The organism is Pseudomonas sp. CK-NBRI-02 (assembly GCF_008124495.1).
GTDB classification, from domain to species: domain Bacteria; phylum Pseudomonadota; class Gammaproteobacteria; order Pseudomonadales; family Pseudomonadaceae; genus Aquipseudomonas; species Aquipseudomonas guariconensis.
The window spans coordinates 116,495-135,697 of sequence record NZ_VSJH01000002.1 but is presented as its reverse complement, the minus strand read 5'-3'; the positions used below and the strand labels follow the sequence as shown (position 1 = coordinate 135,697).

17 protein-coding genes are annotated in these 19,203 nt (G+C 60.5%); 1 reads left to right on the top strand and 16 read right to left on the bottom strand.

Annotated elements, in window-relative coordinates:
- Window positions 1-59: 59 nt before the first annotated feature.
- The 4 genes from DQ397_RS02125 to DQ397_RS02110 form a co-directional block, all read right to left on the bottom strand.
- Window positions 60-785, bottom strand: coding sequence for a dienelactone hydrolase family protein (locus DQ397_RS02125; protein ID WP_043211395.1), 726 nt, complete (start codon window positions 783-785; stop codon window positions 60-62).
- 55 nt (window positions 786-840) lie between these two features.
- Window positions 841-2,748, bottom strand: a complete 1,908-nt coding sequence (htpG, locus tag DQ397_RS02120; protein ID WP_043211396.1) for a molecular chaperone HtpG — start codon at window positions 2,746-2,748, stop codon at window positions 841-843.
- Window positions 2,749-2,843: 95 nt separating this feature from the next.
- Window positions 2,844-3,302, bottom strand: coding sequence for a PaaI family thioesterase (locus tag DQ397_RS02115; protein ID WP_043211398.1), 459 nt, complete (start codon window positions 3,300-3,302; stop codon window positions 2,844-2,846).
- Complete coding sequence (locus DQ397_RS02110) at window positions 3,299-3,775, bottom strand: PaaI family thioesterase (RefSeq protein ID WP_043211400.1); 477 nt, start codon at window positions 3,773-3,775, stop codon at window positions 3,299-3,301. The genes DQ397_RS02115 and DQ397_RS02110 overlap by 4 nt, the downstream gene beginning before the upstream one ends.
- Window positions 3,776-3,933: 158 nt before the next feature.
- On the opposite strand from DQ397_RS02110, the gene DQ397_RS02105 reads away from it, so the two are divergent.
- Window positions 3,934-4,155 carry a hypothetical protein gene (locus tag DQ397_RS02105; protein WP_043211402.1) on the top strand — a complete coding sequence of 74 codons (222 nt, stop codon included), beginning with the start codon at window positions 3,934-3,936 and terminating at the stop codon, window positions 4,153-4,155.
- 61 nt (window positions 4,156-4,216) lie between these two features.
- On the opposite strand, the gene DQ397_RS02100 is transcribed toward DQ397_RS02105, so the two are convergent.
- The 12 genes from DQ397_RS02100 to sdhA form a co-directional block, all read right to left on the bottom strand.
- The gene (locus DQ397_RS02100) at window positions 4,217-4,966 is read right to left on the bottom strand and encodes a DUF599 domain-containing protein (RefSeq protein ID WP_043211404.1); all 750 of its coding nucleotides are present in this window, start codon (window positions 4,964-4,966) and stop codon (window positions 4,217-4,219) included.
- A 195-nt stretch (window positions 4,967-5,161) separates the two neighbouring features.
- Window positions 5,162-6,475, bottom strand: a complete 1,314-nt coding sequence (gene brnQ / locus DQ397_RS02095) for a branched-chain amino acid transport system II carrier protein (RefSeq protein ID WP_043211407.1) — start codon at window positions 6,473-6,475, stop codon at window positions 5,162-5,164.
- 352 nt (window positions 6,476-6,827) lie between these two features.
- Entirely contained in the window at window positions 6,828-7,028 is a 201-nt protein-coding gene (locus tag DQ397_RS02090) for a hypothetical protein (protein ID WP_043211409.1), read from the bottom strand.
- A 27-nt stretch (window positions 7,029-7,055) separates the two neighbouring features.
- On the bottom strand, window positions 7,056-7,706 hold the full coding sequence (locus DQ397_RS02085; protein ID WP_043211410.1) for a hypothetical protein: 651 nt from the start codon (window positions 7,704-7,706) through the stop codon (window positions 7,056-7,058).
- Window positions 7,703-8,476, bottom strand: coding sequence for a hypothetical protein (locus DQ397_RS02080; protein ID WP_043211412.1), 774 nt, complete (start codon window positions 8,474-8,476; stop codon window positions 7,703-7,705). Before DQ397_RS02080 ends, DQ397_RS02085 begins: the two co-directional genes overlap by 4 nt.
- 139 nt (window positions 8,477-8,615) lie before the next feature.
- Entirely contained in the window at window positions 8,616-9,500 is an 885-nt protein-coding gene (sucD, locus tag DQ397_RS02075; protein ID WP_043211414.1) for a succinate--CoA ligase subunit alpha, read from the bottom strand.
- Window positions 9,500-10,666: an ADP-forming succinate--CoA ligase subunit beta gene (gene sucC / locus DQ397_RS02070; protein ID WP_011534748.1), complete on the bottom strand. Its 1,167-nt coding sequence runs from the start codon at window positions 10,664-10,666 to the stop codon at window positions 9,500-9,502. The genes sucD and sucC overlap by 1 nt, the downstream gene beginning before the upstream one ends.
- A 171-nt stretch (window positions 10,667-10,837) precedes the next feature.
- Entirely contained in the window at window positions 10,838-12,274 is a 1,437-nt protein-coding gene (gene lpdA, locus DQ397_RS02065) for a dihydrolipoyl dehydrogenase (protein ID WP_043211417.1), read from the bottom strand.
- A gap of 96 nt (window positions 12,275-12,370) precedes the next feature.
- Entirely contained in the window at window positions 12,371-13,591 is a 1,221-nt protein-coding gene (gene odhB, locus DQ397_RS02060; RefSeq protein WP_043211419.1) for a 2-oxoglutarate dehydrogenase complex dihydrolipoyllysine-residue succinyltransferase, read from the bottom strand.
- A 42-nt stretch (window positions 13,592-13,633) separates the two neighbouring features.
- A complete protein-coding gene (locus DQ397_RS02055; RefSeq protein ID WP_043211421.1) occupies window positions 13,634-16,465 on the bottom strand; it encodes a 2-oxoglutarate dehydrogenase E1 component in 2,832 nt (943 codons plus the stop codon).
- 246 nt (window positions 16,466-16,711) lie between these two features.
- Complete coding sequence (locus DQ397_RS02050) at window positions 16,712-17,416, bottom strand: succinate dehydrogenase iron-sulfur subunit (protein WP_043211423.1); 705 nt, start codon at window positions 17,414-17,416, stop codon at window positions 16,712-16,714.
- Window positions 17,417-17,427: 11 nt separating this feature from the next.
- Window positions 17,428-19,200 (bottom strand): succinate dehydrogenase flavoprotein subunit, encoded by a 1,773-nt coding sequence (gene sdhA, locus DQ397_RS02045; protein WP_043211425.1) that lies wholly within the window; start codon window positions 19,198-19,200, stop codon window positions 17,428-17,430.
- Window positions 19,201-19,203: the final 3 nt, after the last annotated feature.

The following is a 19,203-nucleotide window of genomic DNA, read 5'->3' as shown; positions in this document are numbered from 1 at the left end:
CGGCAGATCCGTGGGCGCTGGCGTAGCCTGCGATGGGCTGCCGCGCAGCCCTTGCCCAGTCAGCGCTGGAACACTTCGTCCAGCAGGTTGTGCATGGCACGGAACGCACGCTCGCTGGTACGGCGGTCGTATTGCATCTTGCCGGGCACGTTGGCGGACGGGTCGGTGAACGAGTGCACCGCACCGCCATAACTGAGCAATTGCCAGTCGACCTTGGCCGCGTTCATCTCCTCCTCGAACGCCGGCAACTGCTCCTTTGGCACCAGCGGGTCGGAAGCACCGTGCAACACCAGCACAGAGCCTTTGATGCGCTGGGCATCGGCCGGGTTCGGCGTATCCAGCGTCCCGTGGAACGACACTGCCGCCCGTAGGTCGGCGCCGGTACGGGCTAGCTCCAGGGCGCAGCAACCACCGAAACAGAAGCCAAAGGTCGCCACCTTGCCCGGCTCCAGCAATGCCTTGGACTGCCCGAGCAATTGTGCCAAGGCTTCCTGCATGCGCTTGCGCAGTTCGCCACGGTCATTCTTGAGCGGCATCATCGCCGCGCCCGCCTCGTCGGCATTGGATGGACGAACCGATTGTCCGTAAAGGTCAGCGACCAGCACCACATACCCCTGGCTGGCCACTTCCTTGGCAATCCGTTCGGCGCCTTCGCCGACGCCCATCCAGTTCGGCGCCATCACCAGGCCCGGCTGGGGCAGCGCGCCCGGCTCATAGACCAGGCGGCTCTCGTAGGCCTTGCCCGCATGGTGATAGACCAGCGATTCGACGATTACCTTGCTCATCAAACTCCTCCTTGCACCATGAAAAAAGCCCGCCGAAGCGGGCTTTGTCTTCAACTCAAGCAGACAATTCGACCAACAGCTTGTTCAGGCGACGAACGTACGCCGCCGGATCCTTCAAGCTGTCACCTGCTGCCAGCGCAGCCTGGTCGAACAGGATGTGGGAAAGCTCCGCAAAGCGGTCCTCGCTCTGTTCGTTATCCAGCTTCTCGATCAGCGGGTGGCTCGGGTTGAATTCGAAGATCGGCTTGGAGTCCGGCACCTTCTGACCACTGGCCTCGAGGATCTGGCGCATCTGCAGGCCCAGGTCCTGCTCGCCGATGGCAAGGATCGCCGGAGAGTCGGTCAGACGGTGCGAGACACGCACTTCGGCGACACTCTCACCCAGGGCGGTCTTCAGGCGCTCGACCAGGCCTTCCTTCTCCTTGGCGACTTCTTCCTGGGCCTTCTTGTCTTCCTCGGAGTCCAGCTTGCCCAAGTCCAGGTCGCCACGGGCGACATCGACAAAGGCCTTGCCGTCGAACTCATTGAGGTAGCTCATCAGCCACTCGTCGATGCGGTCAGTCAGCAGCAGAACCTCGATGCCTTTCTTGCGGAAGACTTCCAAGTGCGGACTGTTCTTGACCTGTGCGTAGGACTCGCCGGTCAGGTAGTAGATCTTGTCCTGGCCTTCCTTGGCGCGGGCCAGGTAGTCCGCCAGCGCAACGCTCTGCTCGCCGCTTTCGTCGGCGGTCGAGGCAAAGCGCAGCAGGCCGGCAATCTTCTCCTTGTTGGCGAAGTCTTCGGCCGGGCCTTCCTTCATCACCTGACCGAAGTTCTTCCAGAAGCTCTTGTACTGTTCAGGCTCGTTCTTCGCCAGTTTCTCCAGCATGTCCAGCACGCGCTTGGTCAACGCCGACTTCATCGAGTCGATGATCGGATCCTTCTGCAGGATTTCGCGCGAGACGTTCAGCGACAGGTCGTTGGAGTCGACCACACCCTTGATGAAACGCAGGTAAAGCGGCAGGAACGACTCGGCCTGGTCCATGATGAATACGCGCTGCACATACAGCTTCAGGCCGCGCGGCGCTTCGCGCTGGTACAGGTCGAACGGTGCGCGGGCCGGCACGTACAGCAGCGAGTTGTACTCCAGCTTGCCTTCGACCTTGTTGTGGCTCCAGGCCAGCGGGTTCTCGAAGTCATGGCCGATGTGCTTGTAGAACTCCTGGTACTCCTCGTCCTTGATCTCGGTACGCGGACGGGTCCACAGGGCGCTTGCGCGGTTGACGGTTTCCCATTCCTGGGCAGGCTTTTCTTCGCCTTCGGCGGTCTCGACGTGCTGCTTGGGCAGTTCGATCGGCAGAGCAATATGGTCGGAGTATTTCTTGACGATGTTGCGCAGGCGCCAACCATCGGCGAACTCTTCTTCGCCCTTCTTCAAGTGCAGGACAATACGGGTACCGCGTTGCGGCTTGTCGAGCGTGGCGACTTCGAACTCGCCTTCACCCTTGGACGACCAGTGGACACCCTCGGCGGCAGGAAGACCTGCGCGACGGCTGTAGACATCGACCTTGTCGGCGACGATGAACGCCGAATAGAAGCCGACGCCGAACTGGCCGATCAGGTGCGAGTCCTTCTTCTGGTCACCGGTCAAGTTCTTCATGAAGTCGGCAGTGCCGGACTTGGCGATGGTGCCCAGGTGCGTGATGACGTCTTCACGGCTCATGCCGATACCGTTGTCCTCGAGGGTCACGGTGCCGGCGTCCTTGTCGAAGCTCACGCGGATCTTCAGCTCGGCGTCGCCTTCGAGCAGCTCTGGCTTGGCCAGCGCTTCGAAACGCAGCTTGTCGGCGGCGTCGGAGGCGTTGGAAATCAGCTCACGCAGGAAGATCTCCTTGTTCGAATACAAGGAATGGATCATGAGGTGCAGCAGTTGCTTTACCTCGGTCTGGAAGCCCAGGGTTTCTTTTTGAGTTTCCACACTCATGGTCTTCAAAACTCCGATCTGTTGGCGGTGGCCGCCTGGCGCCCCTCGAAGGGCTGCGTTGGCGGCGGATGTCCAGCAGATGGGGGCTGGCCTGACTATTTCAAGGGCTTTTCCGGTTCAATCTTGAAATGAGCACGCGCGGTAGCGATCGGTGAGTCGGGGTCGGCCTGCCAGGCGGTGATGGCGACGTTGGTCACCCGACGCCCCTGGCGCCAGAGCTGACAACGCGCGAACGTGTCGCGATAGTGCCCGGCCCGCAGGTAATCGATGGAGAAATCGATGATCTTGGGAATGCTGGCGCTCTCACTGTAGATCAGTAGGTAAAGGGCCGCGGAGAGCTCCATGAAGCCTGCGATCACCCCGCCATGGATCGCGGGCAGCAAGGGATTGCCAATGTTGTCCTGGTTCGCCGGCAGACGAAACAGTAAGTCATCACCCTGGCGCTCGCACTCGATGCCGATGAGTCCGGCGTAGGGAATCAGCCCCAGCAAAGGCCGGTAATTGCCGACGGCGTGGGCTTCGTTGAGCTGGAGACGAACATCAGCAGGAATCATGACCTCTCCTCCTTGAGGCTGTTGCCGAAGCGGATGCCGCCCTTGACCTCCTGCCCCAGACGCATGAAGGTGCCGACCACATGACAAATCGGGCGTGACGGATCGTCCTGGTAGGCAGTGCCGCGGGTAAAGATCACGTCGCGAGTCACCCGGTAGCACTGCGCATGGCCGTGAATATCCTTGCCTGCCTCGGCCGGGTGCATGTAGTCGATGCGAAGGTCCAGCGTCGGGCAGACCTCGAAGCGCGGCAGGGCGCACAAGGTGGCCATGCCACAGGTGGTGTCCATCAGCGTGGTCAAGGCTCCGCCGTGCACCGCGCCGGTCTGCGGATTGCCGACGATGGCCGCAGACCAAGGCAGCACCAGTGTCATGCCTTCGGCATCGGCGTGGTGGACTCGCATCCGCAATAACTGACAATGTTTCAATGCGGACAGAAAGCGTTCGGCCATGGCCCGCAGGTCTGTATCTGTCATGGGGCAACCTGTTTTTGTGAGGCTATTCACTCTGCACAAATCCGAGGAAAAGTCTATCTGGATCCACGCTATATATATCTGTAATCTTCGCGGAACTTATTCCACTTACTTGAGCTCGAATGGAACAAGTAAGTTATTCCACCAAGGAGAGACACCCCATGCGTAAACCTTTTGCTTTTGCCCTGATGCTGGCCGCTGCCATGGGCCTGGCCGCTTGTGACAAGGCGAGCGAAAACAAGGCTCCGGAAACCAAGACCGAGCAAGCCGCCCCTGAAGCTGCCCCAGCTACCCCGGCTCCAGAAGCCGCCCCTGCTACCCCAGCTCCGGAAGCCACTCCTGCTCCGGAAACCGCTCCAAGCGAAGAGCCGGCCAAGCAGTAAGCAGCACGTAAAAAAACCCGACACTGTCGGGTTTTTTTATGCCTGGCGTTCAGGGAAGGGGTCAGCTAGCCGGGCTGGCAGGCTCTTTGAGCCCCTCCCCGGCCACCGGCTCGGTGGGCGTGAATACCATTACCTCGAGCACATCGGAATGAAACTCCCGGCGATAGAGAATCAGCACCACGCAGACACTGGTGACCATGAACAACCAAGGGCTGATGAACCAGGTCAGCATGGCCATTCCGAAGTAATACGAACGCAGCCCGAAGTTGAACTGGTTTGCTGCCAGTGATAATACCCGCGCCGCTCTAGATGCAAATGCCTTGCGCTCCAACTCACTGACTTGTCGCTCACCGATCATGGGCGCAGAACCCACCAGAACTGCGGCGAAGTTGTACTGGCGCATGCACCAACTAAAAGTGAAGAAGGCATAGACGAACACCATTGCCAGCCCCAGCAGCTTGATTTCCGACATGCCTTGGGACGCCTGCTGCACCAGAGGCAGGTCGGCCAGCAACGACAGCGCGCGGTCCGATGCCCCGAGCACGGTGAGGATACCGGCAAGGATGATCAGCGTACTGGAGGCGAAGAACGAGGCGTTGCGCTCCAGATTGCCGATCACGCTGGCATCGGCGATGCGGTTGTCACGCAACAACATGCGGCGCATCCAGTCCTCCCGGTACAAGTGCAGCACGCTGGCCAGGCACGCGGTGTCGCGCCCTTTCCAGATCGCATAACGGGTGTAGCCACCCCAACAGAGGGCGAACCAGCAGGCCGCAACCCAGTGGCTCAGATTGCTTTGAATGAAGCTCATGCAGGCTCCTGATCGTTCAAGTCCTGAGAATATTGAAGTCCGCTTTTCGACGCACGGCGGCCAGAAAAGACACGCTCTGGAAACAAAACGTAGCAACAAAAAACCCCGTATCCGAATGGACACGGGGTTGGCGTTTTGACCATCGGCTGGCGCCCTTTGGCTTGTGGCCGGCGCCAGCGCTCTGGCTTCAACGTATCAGGCCAGCGCCTCGCGGGGCTTGCCCAGCATGCGATCGCATGCAACGGCCAAGCCCAGGGTGATGACCGACGGCACCAGCCAGGCCAGGCCCTGATCGCTCAGCGGCAGATGGGCCATGGCGTCCGGCAGCATGTGCGCCAGGTTGCTGCCTTTGATGGCATCGACCATGCCGAACAGCAGCGACACCAGCATTACCGGCGCCAGGATGCGCACCGGCGAGTTCCAAAGCTCTTTGACGAAGCTCAGGCCCACCACAACGATGCAGGGCGGGTAGATGGCGGTCAGCACCGGGATCGAGAACAGGATCAGCTTGGTCAGGCCGAGGTTGGAGATCAGCAGCGAGAAGCCGGCCAGGATCACTACCAGTGCACGGTAGGACAGCGGCAGGATCTGGCTGAAGTACTCGGCACAGGCGCAGGTCAGGCCCACGGCGGTCACCAGGCATGCCAGTGCGATCAGCACCGCGAGGAAGCCACTGCCCAGCGAGCCGAAGGTGTGCTGCACATAGGCATGCAGGACCGCAGCGCCGTTGGTCGCACCCATGGCGATGTCATGGCTGCCGGCACCCAATCGGAACAGGCTGATGTACACGAGCGCCAGGCCCACACCAGCGATCAGGCCAGCGATGATGGCGTAACGGGTGATCAGTTTCGGCGACTCCACACCGCGCGACCGGATGGCATTGACGATGACGATACCGAAGACCAGCGCACCCAGGGTGTCCATGGTCAGATAGCCATTGATGAAGCCCTGGGAGAACGGCGCGGCCACGTAGGCCGGCTGCGCCTCACCGATGGTGCCGGCCGGCAGCGCGAAGGCAGCGATGCCCAGCACGGCCAGGGCGATGATCTTCAACGGGGCCAGGAACCGGCCGACGGTATCGAGCAGCTTGCCCGGATACATCGACACGGCCAGCACCACGATGAAGTAGATCAGGCTGTAGATGAACAGCGCCAGCGGGCTCTCACCCGTCAGCGGTGCCACACCGACCTCGAACGAGACCGTAGCTGTACGCGGGGTGGCGAACAACGGGCCCACCGACAGGTAGCACACGGCCGCCAGCAGGCCGCCGAAGAACTTGCCGATCGGGCTGCTCAGGGCGTCCATGCCGCCGCCGACCTTGGCCAGGGCAACCACGGTGATGACCGGCAGACCCACAGCGGTGACGAGGAAGCCAAGGGCTGCCATCCAGACATGTGGACCGGATTGCAAACCAACGATAGGCGGGAAGATGATGTTGCCCGCGCCGACGAAAAGCGCAAACGTCATAAAGCCAAGCGCCAGGATATCCTGGCCTTTCAACACTTTCATTTAGGGTAGTACCACACTGCTGAAATCGGGGTTCGAGAAGGGATTTCCCCAGGGGTATGGGAAAATGCTGCCCGGCTTGATAGGCCAGACCCGTTTAGCGTGTCGTTCCCTTTTGGGGGACGGGCACAGAGTGAACGCGTAGGTTAACCGTTTTACCCGGCAAACGCACTGGCAAAGGCCTGCTTGTCCGATGTGCGTATGTTCTTGTCGTCTGGGTGACTCTGTGACGCGGTTAATGCTGGCAGATAGGATCAAGCCCGTCTGCCTTAAAATCCCTATCAAATCGATCGATTTTTCTTACAAGTTACATAAACCTGCCGAAAACGCCGGCTTGTCCTCGGCAGGTCATTCCTCAAAGCGGTTTGTCAGCCGCGTCTATCCCAACGCTCTGCCAAAAGCGTTTGATTTCGTGAATGTTGCCAAAGTTGTAGCGTGGCCCGGTGTAAAAGCCACCGTCACCGGAACAAAAAATTTCGGAGTCGACGCCGGTCTGCGGCAAGGTTTCGCTACCGGCGCTGTATAGACGGGCTTGCGCCCAAACAGGTTTGTGCATGACTTTCTACCTTTTTCACGGTTTACATCAGGATTGATGTGCTTGCCACAGCGCCTGGATGCGCTGGTGTATATGCTGCTCCTGCGAACCAAGCCCCGAATAGATCGGCCGCAGTTCCTCATCGAAACACCACTCCTGCCGCCCATTTCGGCTCGCGGCAGGAACAGCGACCATCAATGCCAACGACAGGGAAAACTCCTCGGGAGGAATCTGATAATGCAGGTCCTCAAAGGCACGCATATGTAGGAGCTTGCCTGGGCTCAAGCGAACTTCTTCAGGCTCACCCAGTACAGGCCTGGTCCGCGCGTCGACCTGCGCTGCATTGAGTATCGGGTACTTCATGGTTCGGTAGCCGCAGCCTTGATAACCCACGGCATACAGTTCGAAATCGTGGGTATGTGGCACGCCATAGATGAAGGTTTGCCGCTCAGCCTGCGCTTGGGCCGGCAACCAGCAGGTCATTCGCAGCGAGACGTACTGCGAGGCATGCAACGCAAAACCGTACGGGCTGTACACCTGCTCCCCGCGGCTGAAGGCGTGTTGCTGGATGTGCTCATACATGCACTCCCCAAGCAGGCTGCGATTCTGCGCAAGCGCCAGAAGGTCGGCGCTGATCGCGTCCTGCTCTCGCTCAAGATCCCGCTGCTCGAGTCGCTCGATGAATGTATCCAGTTTCATGCCGCCCCCTGCCCAATGTAGTTCGACAGCATGTCGTCGAGTGCAGGGTCGGATAGTGAGCGAAGGACCTTCAGATAATGCTCAAGATGCCCTGGAGCCAATCTCATCAACACCTCGAAAGCCCGCCAACGGACAGCCGAATGGTGGTGATAGATCAGCTCACCTGCCACAGCTTCCAGATACGGATCCTCGATGCGCTGGAGTGCATCGAGCCACACAAGAAAGCGCGAAACCTGCGGATCGACGGGAAACCAGGCGATACGTGCCAGCGTGGTGCGGTCGAACACCTCGATGTCACTGCCGGGGTTTGGCAGGTTCAAGCTGAAGACCAGACGCTCTGACCATTCATCTGGGCATAGCGCCACCACCTTACAAGCACCGTCTACAAGCACGGGCGCTTGGGGTGTCACCTCCACCTTCACACCGTTGCACAGGCGGTCGGATTCGCGGTTGAACAGCCATAGGGGGTATTCGAAGCCCTGGGGTGCAAACCAGATGCTGTAACCCGAAGTGGAATACAGATGATCCGCTGTCGAGCGCACCCGCGTGACATCCAGTGCAACAGGTTCATGTGGGGCATTGAGTCGTAGACGCTCACTGAAATGAGCGACCGTGCCACACAACATGGCCTTGCTCCCAGGCTCGCCCTGGTCTTTCATGCGTTGGTCAAAACCCTGCCATGCGGCGTTGACGAATGCACGCATGTCGGTACACCTCACCTGTTCCAACAGGACGGCCGGTTCGGGTTTCCTACTCAGCAATGCTTCCATGAAGTTTTCTTTCATCCGCTCTTCTGATCTCGAGCGGGATGATCTCTGACATGGGTAACGTCATTAAGATGGAAGTAATCCCCTGAAACGACAAAGGCCACCCGAGGGTGGCCTTTGTGCGCGTGGGGGGTAAAGCGTATTACTTCTTCATTTCCCAACCGGTCAGCTCGGCCAGCGCCTTGCCGATGTCAGCCAGGGAACGCACGGTTTTGACACCAGCGTCCTGGAGGGCGGCGAACTTCTCGTCCGCAGTACCCTTGCCACCGGAGATGATGGCGCCAGCGTGGCCCATGCGCTTGCCCGCAGGCGCGGTAACGCCGGCGATGTAGGAAACGACAGGCTTGGTCACGTTGGCCTTGATGTAGGCCGCGGCTTCTTCTTCAGCAGAACCGCCGATTTCACCGATCATAACGATCGCTTCGGTCTGCGGATCTTCCTGGAACAGCTTCAGGATATCGATGAAGTTGGAGCCTGGGATCGGGTCACCACCGATACCAACGCAGGTCGACTGACCGAAACCTGCATCGGTGGTCTGCTTGACCGCTTCGTAGGTCAGGGTGCCGGAACGGGAAACGATACCGACCTTGCCTGGCAGGTGGATGTGGCCTGGCATGATGCCGATCTTGCACTCGCCCGGGGTGATGACACCTGGGCAGTTAGGGCCGATCAGGCGTACACCCAGCTCGTCGCACTTGACCTTGGCGTCCAGCATGTCGAGGGTAGGAATACCCTCGGTGATGCAGACGATCAGCTTGATGCCACCAAAGGCAGCTTCCAGGATCGAGTCTTTGCAGAACGGAGCCGGAACATAGATGACCGAAGCTTCGGCGCCGGTGGCCTCAACCGCTTCCTTCACGGTGTTGAACACCGGCAGGCCCAGGTGTGTGGTGCCACCCTTGCCTGGGGTTACGCCGCCAACCATCTTGGTGCCGTAGGCGATGGCTTGTTCGGAGTGGAAAGTACCCTGCGAGCCGGTGAAGCCCTGGCAGATGACTTTGGTGTCTTTATTGATCAGGACGCTCATTACTTGCCCTCCGCAGCTTTGACAACTTGTTGAGCAGCGTCGGTCAGGCTGGTTGCCGCAATGATGTTCAAACCGCTTTCTGCCAGTACTTTAGCGCCCAGTTCGGCGTTGTTGCCTTCGAGGCGAACGACGACCGGAACTTTAACGCCGACTTCTTTCACTGCACCGATGATGCCTTCGGCAATCATGTCGCAACGAACGATGCCGCCGAAGATGTTGACCAGAACGGCCGCGACATTGCTGTCGGACAGAATGATCTTGAACGCTTCGGTAACGCGCTCTTTGGTAGCACCACCGCCAACGTCGAGGAAGTTGGCCGGCTTGCCGCCGTGCAGGTTGACGATGTCCATGGTACCCATGGCCAGACCGGCACCGTTGACCATGCAGCCGATGTTGCCTTCCAGGGCAACGTAGTTCAGTTCGAACTTGGCAGCGTGGGCTTCACGGGCGTCGTCCTGGGACGGGTCGTGGAAGGTCTTCAGCTTTGGCTGACGGTACATGGCGTTGGCGTCGATGTTGATCTTGGCATCGAGGCAGTGCAGGTCGCCGTCGGCCTTGATGACCAGCGGGTTCACTTCCAGCAGGGCCAGATCGTGATCCTTGAACAGCTTGGCCAGGCCAACGAAGATCTTGGCGAACTGTTGAACTTGCTTGCCTTCCAGACCCAGCTGGAACGCCAGTTCACGACCTTGGAACGGCTGAGCGCCGACCAGCGGATCGATGGTAGCCTTGAGGATCTTCTCGGGAGTTTCGTGAGCGACTTTCTCGATGTCCACGCCACCTTCGGTGGAAGCCATGAACACGATACGGCGGCTCGAACGATCGACTACAGCGCCCAGGTACAGCTCTTTGGCGATGTCAGTGCAGGATTCGACCAGGATCTTGGAAACTGGTTGACCGTTGGCATCGGTCTGGTAGGTGACCAGGTTCTTGCCGAGCCACTGTGCAGCGAACGCCTTGGCGTCTTCCTTGCTGCGAACCAGCTTGACGCCGCCCGCCTTACCGCGACCACCAGCGTGGACCTGGGCCTTTACGACCCACTCGGAACCGCCGATCTTGTCGCAGGCTTCTGCAGCTTGCTCAGGGGTATCGACTGCGAAACCCTTGGAAACTGGCAGGCCGTATTCAGCGAACAGCTGTTTACCCTGATACTCGTGAAGATTCATGCTTTTTACCGTCTTCGTTAGGTACTGCGCTTCGGCGCTGCGCCATCACTGGCGCCGCACCACCTGTGACCGTTGACCCCGGGTTTCCCGTGTGATCCGGTCCGGCGGACGTTCCGCGGTGAGTCTTGCACGCAAGACCCACGACGGGCAGCCCGCCGTGGTTTCTTATAATTAACGCTTCTTACGGTTGGCGACGTGAATGGCGCCGCCATTCACAGCCAGCGCTGCTTCATGCAGCGCTTCGGACAGGGTCGGATGGCTGAAGACCATCATGCCCAGATCCTCGGCACTGGTGCCGAATTCCATTGCGATCGCGCCTTGCTGAACCAGCTCGGCAGCCGATGGGCCGATCACGTGAACACCCAGGACGCGGTCGGTCTTGGCATCGGCGATGACCTTGACGAAACCGCCGGTATCGTTGGCTGCCATCGCACGGCCGCTGGCCGCGAACGGGAAGGTGCCCACGTTAACCTCAACGCCCTCGGCCTTCAAGGCCTGTTCGGTCTTGCCGACCCACGCGATTTCCGGGTGGGTATAGATGACCGACGGAATCAGGTCATAGTTCATCTGGGCTTTGTGGCCCTTGATGCGCTCGACGACCATGATGCCCTCTTCCGAGGCCTTGTGCGCCAGCATCAGACCACGGACCACGTCACCGATGGCGTACACGCCCGGTACGCTGGTCGCGCAGTAGTCGTCGACGTAGATGTAGCCACGCTCGTCGATGGTCACACCGCTGTCGGCAGCCAGCAGGTCGGTGGTCACCGGACGACGGCCCACGGCCACGATCAGTTTGTCGAAGACGATCTTCTGCTCGCCGTTGGCGTCGGTGTAGGTGACTTCGACTTCTTCGCCATTGACCTTCGAGCCGGTCACGCGAGCGCCCAGCTTGATGTCCAGGCCTTGCTTGGTCAGGGTTTTCTGGGCTTCCTTGGAAACCGCGGTGTCAGCGGCCATCAGGAAGGTGTCCAAGGCTTCCAGGACGGTCACCTGGGCACCCAGGCGGGACCATACCGAACCCAGCTCCAGACCGATCACGCCTGCGCCGATGACGCCCAGACGCTTCGGTACCGATTGGAATTCCAGGGCGCCGGTGGAGTCGACGATGACTTTCTGGTCGACCGGAGCAGGCGGAATGTCGATCGGACGCGAGCCGGAGGCCAGAATCACGTTCTCGGCTTCGATGACTTCGGTGGTGCCGTCAGCCTTGGTGACTTCGACTTTCTTGCCAGCCAGCAGTTTGCCGTGACCTTGGATAGAGGTAACACCGTTGGCCTTGAACAGGGTGGCGACACCACCGGTCAGGTTCTTGACGATGCCAGCCTTGCGGCCAACCATCGCAGCAACGTCCATCTTCACTTCGCCAGTGGAGATACCGTGGACGTTGAAGCTCTCTTTGGCCTCCTTGTACTTCCAGGAGCTGTCCAGCAGGGCCTTGGAAGGAATGCAACCCACGTTCAGGCAGGTACCGCCCAGGGCCAGTTTGCCCTCGGCGTCGGTGTATTTCTCGATGCAGGCGGTCTTGAGGCCGAGCTGAGCAGCCTTGATCGCGGCCACGTAGCCGCCAGGACCTGCACCAATCACCACTACGTCGAATTTCTGGGTCATAAAAGATTCCTTTTTAGCTTCAAGCGGCAAGTTGCAAGCCGCAAGACTGGCAAGCTTCGACGTGAAGCTTGCCGCTTGCAGCTTGCAGCTGCGCGATTAGATGTCCAGCAGCAGACGAGCCGGATCTTCCAGCAGATTCTTGATGGTCACCAGGAAGGTTACCGCTTCCTTGCCGTCGATCAGGCGGTGATCGTAGGACAGCGCCAGGTACATCATCGGGCGAATGACCACTTGGCCGTTGATCGCCATCGGACGCTGGATGATGTTGTGCATGCCCAGGATGGCAGCCTGCGGCGGGTTGACGATCGGGGTCGACATCATCGAGCCGAAGGTACCACCGTTGGTGATGGTGAAGGTACCGCCAGTCATCTCTTCGATGGCCAGTTTGCCTTCGCGGGCCTTCTTGCCGAAGGTGGCGATGCCGTTCTCGATCTCGGCCAGCGACATCGATTCGGCGTTGCGCAGGACAGGAACCACCAGGCCGCGGTCGCTGGAGACGGCAACGCCGACGTCAGCATAACCGTGGTAGACGATGTCGTTGCCATCGATCGAGGCGTTGACGGCCGGGAAGCGCTTCAGTGCTTCGGTGGCAGCCTTGACGAAGAACGACATGAAGCCCAGGCGTACGCCGTTGTGGGACTTCTCGAACAGGTCCTTGTACTTCGAGCGCAGGGCCATGACTTCGGTCATGTCCACTTCGTTGAAGGTGGTCAGCATGGCCATGCTCGACTGGGCTTCGACCAGACGCTCGGCGATCTTGGCGCGCAGACGGGTCATCGGCACACGCTTCTCGGTGCGATCGCCTGCGGCGGTGACCACTGGCGCAGCAGCAGCGGCAGGCTTGGCAGCCGGAGCGGCGGCAGGCGCGGCCTTCTTGTTGGCGATGGCGGCAACCACGTCTTCCTTGGTGACGCGGCCACCTTTACCGGTGCCGGCAACCGAAGCCAGATCGATGCCGTTCTCTTCAGCCAGCTTGCGAGCGGCTGGAGCGGCGATCGGGTCTTCTTCGCCAGCGTCGGCGGCAGCGGCAGCCGGAGCAGCAGCGGCCGGGGCGGCGGCAGGCGCGGCGGCGGCAGCGCCACCTTCAACGATCGAACCCAGGACTTCGTCGGACAGGACGGTATCGCCCTCGCCCTTGACGATGTCGCCCAGCACGCCGTCGGCGGTGGCCAGAACTTCCAGGACGACCTTGTCGGTCTCGATGTCGACGATCAGCTCGTCACGCTTGACGGCATCGCCCGGCTTCTTGTGCCAGGTGGCAACGGTGCCGTCGGCGACCGATTCCGGGAAGGTTGGGGCTTTGATCTCGATAGCCATTATCAGTGTTTCCTTAAATTCGGTTTCAGGTGCGCGAAGGCGTTAGACAGTGAAAGCATCCTGCAGCAGTTTTTCCTGCTGCTCGGCGTGCATCGAAGCGTAGCCACAGGCTGGCGCGGCGGAAGCGTCGCGACCGGCGTATTCCAGGACCAGCGCCTTGTTGTGGCGGGTCAGGATACGGCGCATGTGATGCTGGCTGCTGTACCAGGCGCCCTGGTTCATCGGCTCTTCCTGACACCAGACCGCGTGCTTGAGGTTGGTGTAAGGCGCCAGGATTTCCACCAGGTCGTCCTCAGGGAACGGATACAGCTGCTCGATACGCACGATGGCGATGTCTTCGCGGCCTTCGGCACGGCGCTTTTCCAGCAGATCGTAGTAGACCTTGCCGCTGCACAGCACGAGGCGCTCGACCTTGGCCGGATCGAGAGTGTCGATTTCCGGGATCACGGTCTGGAACGAACCTTCGGCCAGATCTTCCAGGGTCGAGACGGCCAGCTTGTGGCGCAGCAGCGACTTAGGCGTCAGGACGATCAGCGGCTTGCGCAGCGGACGGATGACCTGGCGGCGCAGCAGGTGGTAGATCTGAGCCGGAGTGGTCGGTACGCAGACCTGGATGTTGTGCTCGGCGCACAGCTGCAGGTAACGCTCCAGACGCGCCGAGGAGTGCTCGGGACCCTGGCCTTCATAGCCATGCGGCAGCAGCATGGTCAGGCCGCACAGACGACCCCACTTGTGCTCGCCACTGGTGATGAACTGGTCGATCACGACCTGGGCACCGTTGGCGAAGTCACCGAACTGGGCTTCCCAAATCACCAGCGCGTTCGGCGTGGTGGTGGAGTAGCCATATTCGAAGGCCAGTACCGCCTCTTCCGACAGGAAGGAGTCGTACAGCTCGAACTTCGGCTGGCCCGGGAACAGATTCTGCAGCGGTACGTAGGTGCTGGCGTCCTTCTGGTTGTGCAACACCGCATGGCGGTGCGAGAAGGTGCCACGACCGATGTCCTGGCCGGTCATGCGGATCGGGTGGCCTTCGAACTGCAGGGTGGCGTAAGCCATGGTCTCTGCGTAACCCCAGTTGATCGGCAAGCCACCGGCCTGCATCTTCTGGCGGTCTTCGTAGATCTTCGCGACCTGACGTTGGACGACGAAGCCTTCCGGCAGCTCGAGCAGCTTGGCCGACAGGTCCTGCAAGGTCTTGAGGTCGAAGCGGGTGTCGTGACGCGCAGTCCAGGCATGGCCCAGGTACGGACGCCAGTCGACGAACAGCTCGCGGTTCGGCTCCTTGACCAGGCTCTTGACCACGTGCAGACCGTTGTCCAGGGCGTTGCGGTACTCGTCGATCTTGGCCTGGGCGCGCTCGGCATCGATGCGACCAGCCTGGATCAACGCGTCGGCATACAGCTCACGGGTGGTGCGCTGCTTGCTGATCTGCTGGTACATCAGAGGCTGGGTACCATTCGGCTCGTCGGCCTCGTTGTGGCCGCGACGACGGTAGCAGACCAGGTCGATGACCACGTCACGCTTGAACTGCATGCGATAGTCGATAGCCAGCTGAGTGACGAACAGCACCGCTTCCGGATCATCGCCGTTCACGTGCAGGATCGGCGCCTGGATCATCTTGGCGACGTCGGTGGCGTACTCGGTGGAGCGCGAGTCCAGCGGGTTGGAGATGGTGAAGCCAACCTGGTTGTTGATCACGATGTGCACGGTCCCGCCGGTCTTGAAACCGCGAGTCTGCGACATCTGGAAGGTTTCCATGACCACGCCCTGACCGGCGAACGCAGCGTCACCGTGGATCGAGATCGGCAGAACCTTGTCACCCACGGTGTCGTTGCGACGGTCCTGGCGGGCACGCACCGAACCTTCCACCACCGGCGAGACGATTTCCAGGTGGGAGGGGTTGAACGCCATGGCCAGGTGGACTTCGCCACCGGGGGTCATCACGTTGGAGGAGAAGCCCTGGTGATACTTCACGTCACCGGAGCCCAGCTCGTTCATCTTCTTGCCTTCGAACTCGTCGAACAGCTCGCGCGGGTTCTTGCCGAAGGTGTTGACCAGCACGTTCAGGCGGCCGCGGTGGGCCATGCCGATCACGACCTCCTTGGTGCCGTAGGAGCCGGAGCGCTGGATCATTTCGTCCAGCATCGGGATCAGGCTTTCGCCGCCCTCGAGGCCGAAACGCTTGGTCCCCGGGTACTTGGTGCCCAGGTACTTTTCCAGGCCTTCGCCCGCGGTGACGCGCTCGAGCAGGTGAGTCTGCACGTCAGCGGAGAATTCAGGACGGCCACGAACGCTTTCCAGACGCTGCTGGAACCAGCTGCGCTGCTCGGAATCGACGATGTGGGTGAACTCGGCGCCGATGGTGCGACAATATGTCTTCTGCAGCGCATCGAAAATTTCGCGTAGGCTCGCTTCCTCTTTGCCGATGAACAGGTCACCGGTACGGAAGGTCGTATCAAGGTCGGCATTGGTCAAGCCGTAGTGATTGATCGACAGGTCTACGGGCGCAGGACGCTGCCACAACCCCAACGGGTCGAGCTTGGCAGCCTGATGGCCGCGCATACGATAGGCCTGGATCAGTCGCAGAACTTCAACCTGCTTCTTCTCGTGTTCACTGCTCACGCTCCCGGCGGATACCGGTTGGGCGCGGCGCTGGTTCTTTGCCAGCAGTACGAAATGGTCGCGGATTGTAGAGTGCGATACATCGGTAGCGGTGCTGCCGTCGGCGGGCAACTTCTGGAAGTAGGTGCGCCACTCTTCTGGCACAGCGTTAGGGTCGTGCAGGTAGAGCTCATAAAGCTCTTCCACATATGCAGCGTTACCACCTGAAAGGTGGGCGCTTTCCCACATGCGCTGCATCACGCTTTCTTGCATGCTTGGTCACCCTCGGTTAGGGGACTGATCGGCAAAAGCCACAGCAAACCTGGAAAAGTCCGAACACAGCGACTGAACCACGCCACCTGGATCCTGCTGATTTTCCGGGTACCAGCCCGGAAGCCCCTGCTGGTCTCATATCTTCATAGGTAATGAGCGCGGGCTTTGTGGGCCCTTGCTCGGGTTTTACCTTGGTGCGGGCTCAGCGCCCGCACCTCGGCTTACTGCAGGTGCAACATTTTTGAATCAGGTGCCGCTTTGCAGCAGCATGTTACGTACGTGACCGATTGCCTTGGTCGGGTTCAGACCTTTCGGGCAAACGTTTACGCAGTTCATGATCCCGCGGCAGCGGAATACGCTGAACGGGTCATCCAGGGACGCCAGGCGCTCCTGAGTCTTGGTATCACGGCTGTCGGCCAGGAAGCGGTAGGCCTGCAGCAGCGCGGCGGGGCCCAGGAACTTGTCCGGGTTCCACCAGAACGACGGGCAGGAGGTCGAGCAGCAAGCGCACAGGATGCACTCGTACAGACCGTCCAGCTTGTCGCGGTCTTCCGGCGACTGCAGACGCTCGATGGCCGGGGCCGGCGTGTCGTTCTGCAGGAACGGCTTCACCTTCTCGTACTGCTTGTAGAAGATGCTCATGTCGACGACCAGGTCACGAATGACCGGCAGACCCGGCAGCGGGCGCAGAACGAGCTTGTTGCCCTTGACCACCGACGACAGCGGAGTGATGCAGGCCAGGCCGTTCTTGCCATTGATGTTCATGCCATCGGAACCGCAAACGCCTTCACGGCAGGAGCGACGGTACGAGAAGCCCTCGTCCTGCTCCTTGATCAGTGCCAGCACGTCCAGGACCATCAGATCCTTGCCACCGGTATCGACCTGGAAGGTCTGCATCTTCGGCGCCGAATCGGTATCCGGGTTGTAACGATAAACTTCGACTTGCAACATAGCGGCCACCCTTAGTAAGTCCGGACTTTCGGTTCGAAGGCAGGAACTGTCTTCGGCGCAAAGTTGACGCCACGCTTGGCAACGCGCTTCTCACCCGGGTAGTACAGGGTGTGGCACAGCCAGTTCTCGTCGTCACGGTCTTCGTAGTCTTCACGGGCGTGAGCACCGCGAGACTCTTTACGGGCTTCGGCCGCGATGGCGGTAGCTTCGGCGACTTCCAGCAGGTTCTGCAGCTCCAGCGCTTCGATACGCGCGGTGTTGAAGGCCTGGGACTTGTCGTTGATCTTGACGTTGGCAATACGCTCGCGCAGACCAGCCAGCTGAGCGATACCCTTCTGCATGTATTCGCCAGTACGGAATACACCGAAGTAGTTCTGCATGCAGCTCTGCAGCTCGCGCTTGAGGCTGGCAACGTCTTCGCCAGTGGTGCGCTCGTTGAGCTTGTTCAGGCGGTTCAGGGCTACGTCGACGTCGGTGTCGCTGGCGTCGCGGTATTCGACGCCTTCGGTCAGCGCCTTCTCCAGGTGCAGACCAGCTGCACGGCCGAAGACCACCAGGTCCAGCAGCGAGTTGCCGCCCAGACGGTTGGCACCGTGAACCGATACGCAAGCCACTTCACCTACAGCGAACAGGCCTGGGATGATCTGATCCTTGCCTTCGGCGTCCATGGTGATGGCCTGGCCATGAATGTTGGTGGCGATACCACCCATCATGTAGTGGCAGGTCGGGATGACCGGAACCGGCGCGACCACAGGGTCAACGTGAGCGAAGGTCTTGGACAGTTCGCAGATACCTGGCAGGCGGCTGTGCAGCACCTCCTCGCCCAAGTGGTCGAGCTTCAGCAGCACGTGGTCCTTGTTCGGGCCCACGCCGTTGCCGGCGATGATTTCCTTGACCATGGAACGGGCGACGACGTCGCGACCAGCCAGGTCTTTGGCGTTCGGCGCGTAACGCTCCATGAAGCGCTCGCCGTGGGCGTTGATCAGGTAGCCACCCTCGCCGCGGCAACCCTCGGTGACCAGTACACCGGCACCGGCGATGCCGGTCGGGTGGAACTGCCACATTTCGATGTCCTGCACCGGCACGCCGGCACGCAGGGCCATGCCGACACCGTCACCGGTGTTGATCAGGGCGTTGGTGGTCGAGGCGTAGATACGGCCCGCACCGCCAGTGGCCAGTACGGTAGCCTTGGACTTGATGTACAGGGTTTCGCCGGTTTCGATGCAGATCGCGATCACGCCGACAAAAGCGCCGTCCTGGTTCTTCACCAGATCAACGGCATAGTACTCGTTGAGGAAGGTGGTGCCTGCTTTCAGGTTGCCCTGATACAGGGTGTGCAGCAGCGCGTGACCGGTACGGTCGGAAGCGGCGCAGGTACGGGCGGCCTGGCCACCCTTGCCGAAGTCCTTGGACTGGCCACCGAACGGACGCTGGTAGATACGCCCAGTTTCGGTACGCGAGAACGGCAGACCCATGTGGTCCAGTTCGAAGACCGCAGCAGGACCTTCCTGACACATGTACTCGATAGCGTCCTGGTCACCGATGTAGTCGGAACCTTTGACGGTGTCGTACATGTGCCAGCGCCAGTCGTCGTTCGGGTCGGCCGAAGCGATGGCGCAGGTGATGCCGCCTTGGGCGGATACAGTGTGCGAACGGGTCGGGAAGACCTTGGTGACTACGGCAGTCTTATGACCGCCCTGGGCCAGCTGCAGCGCAGCGCGCATGCCGGCACCGCCGCCACCGATGATGATGGCGTCGAAAGAAATGGTTGGAATGCTAGCCATGGA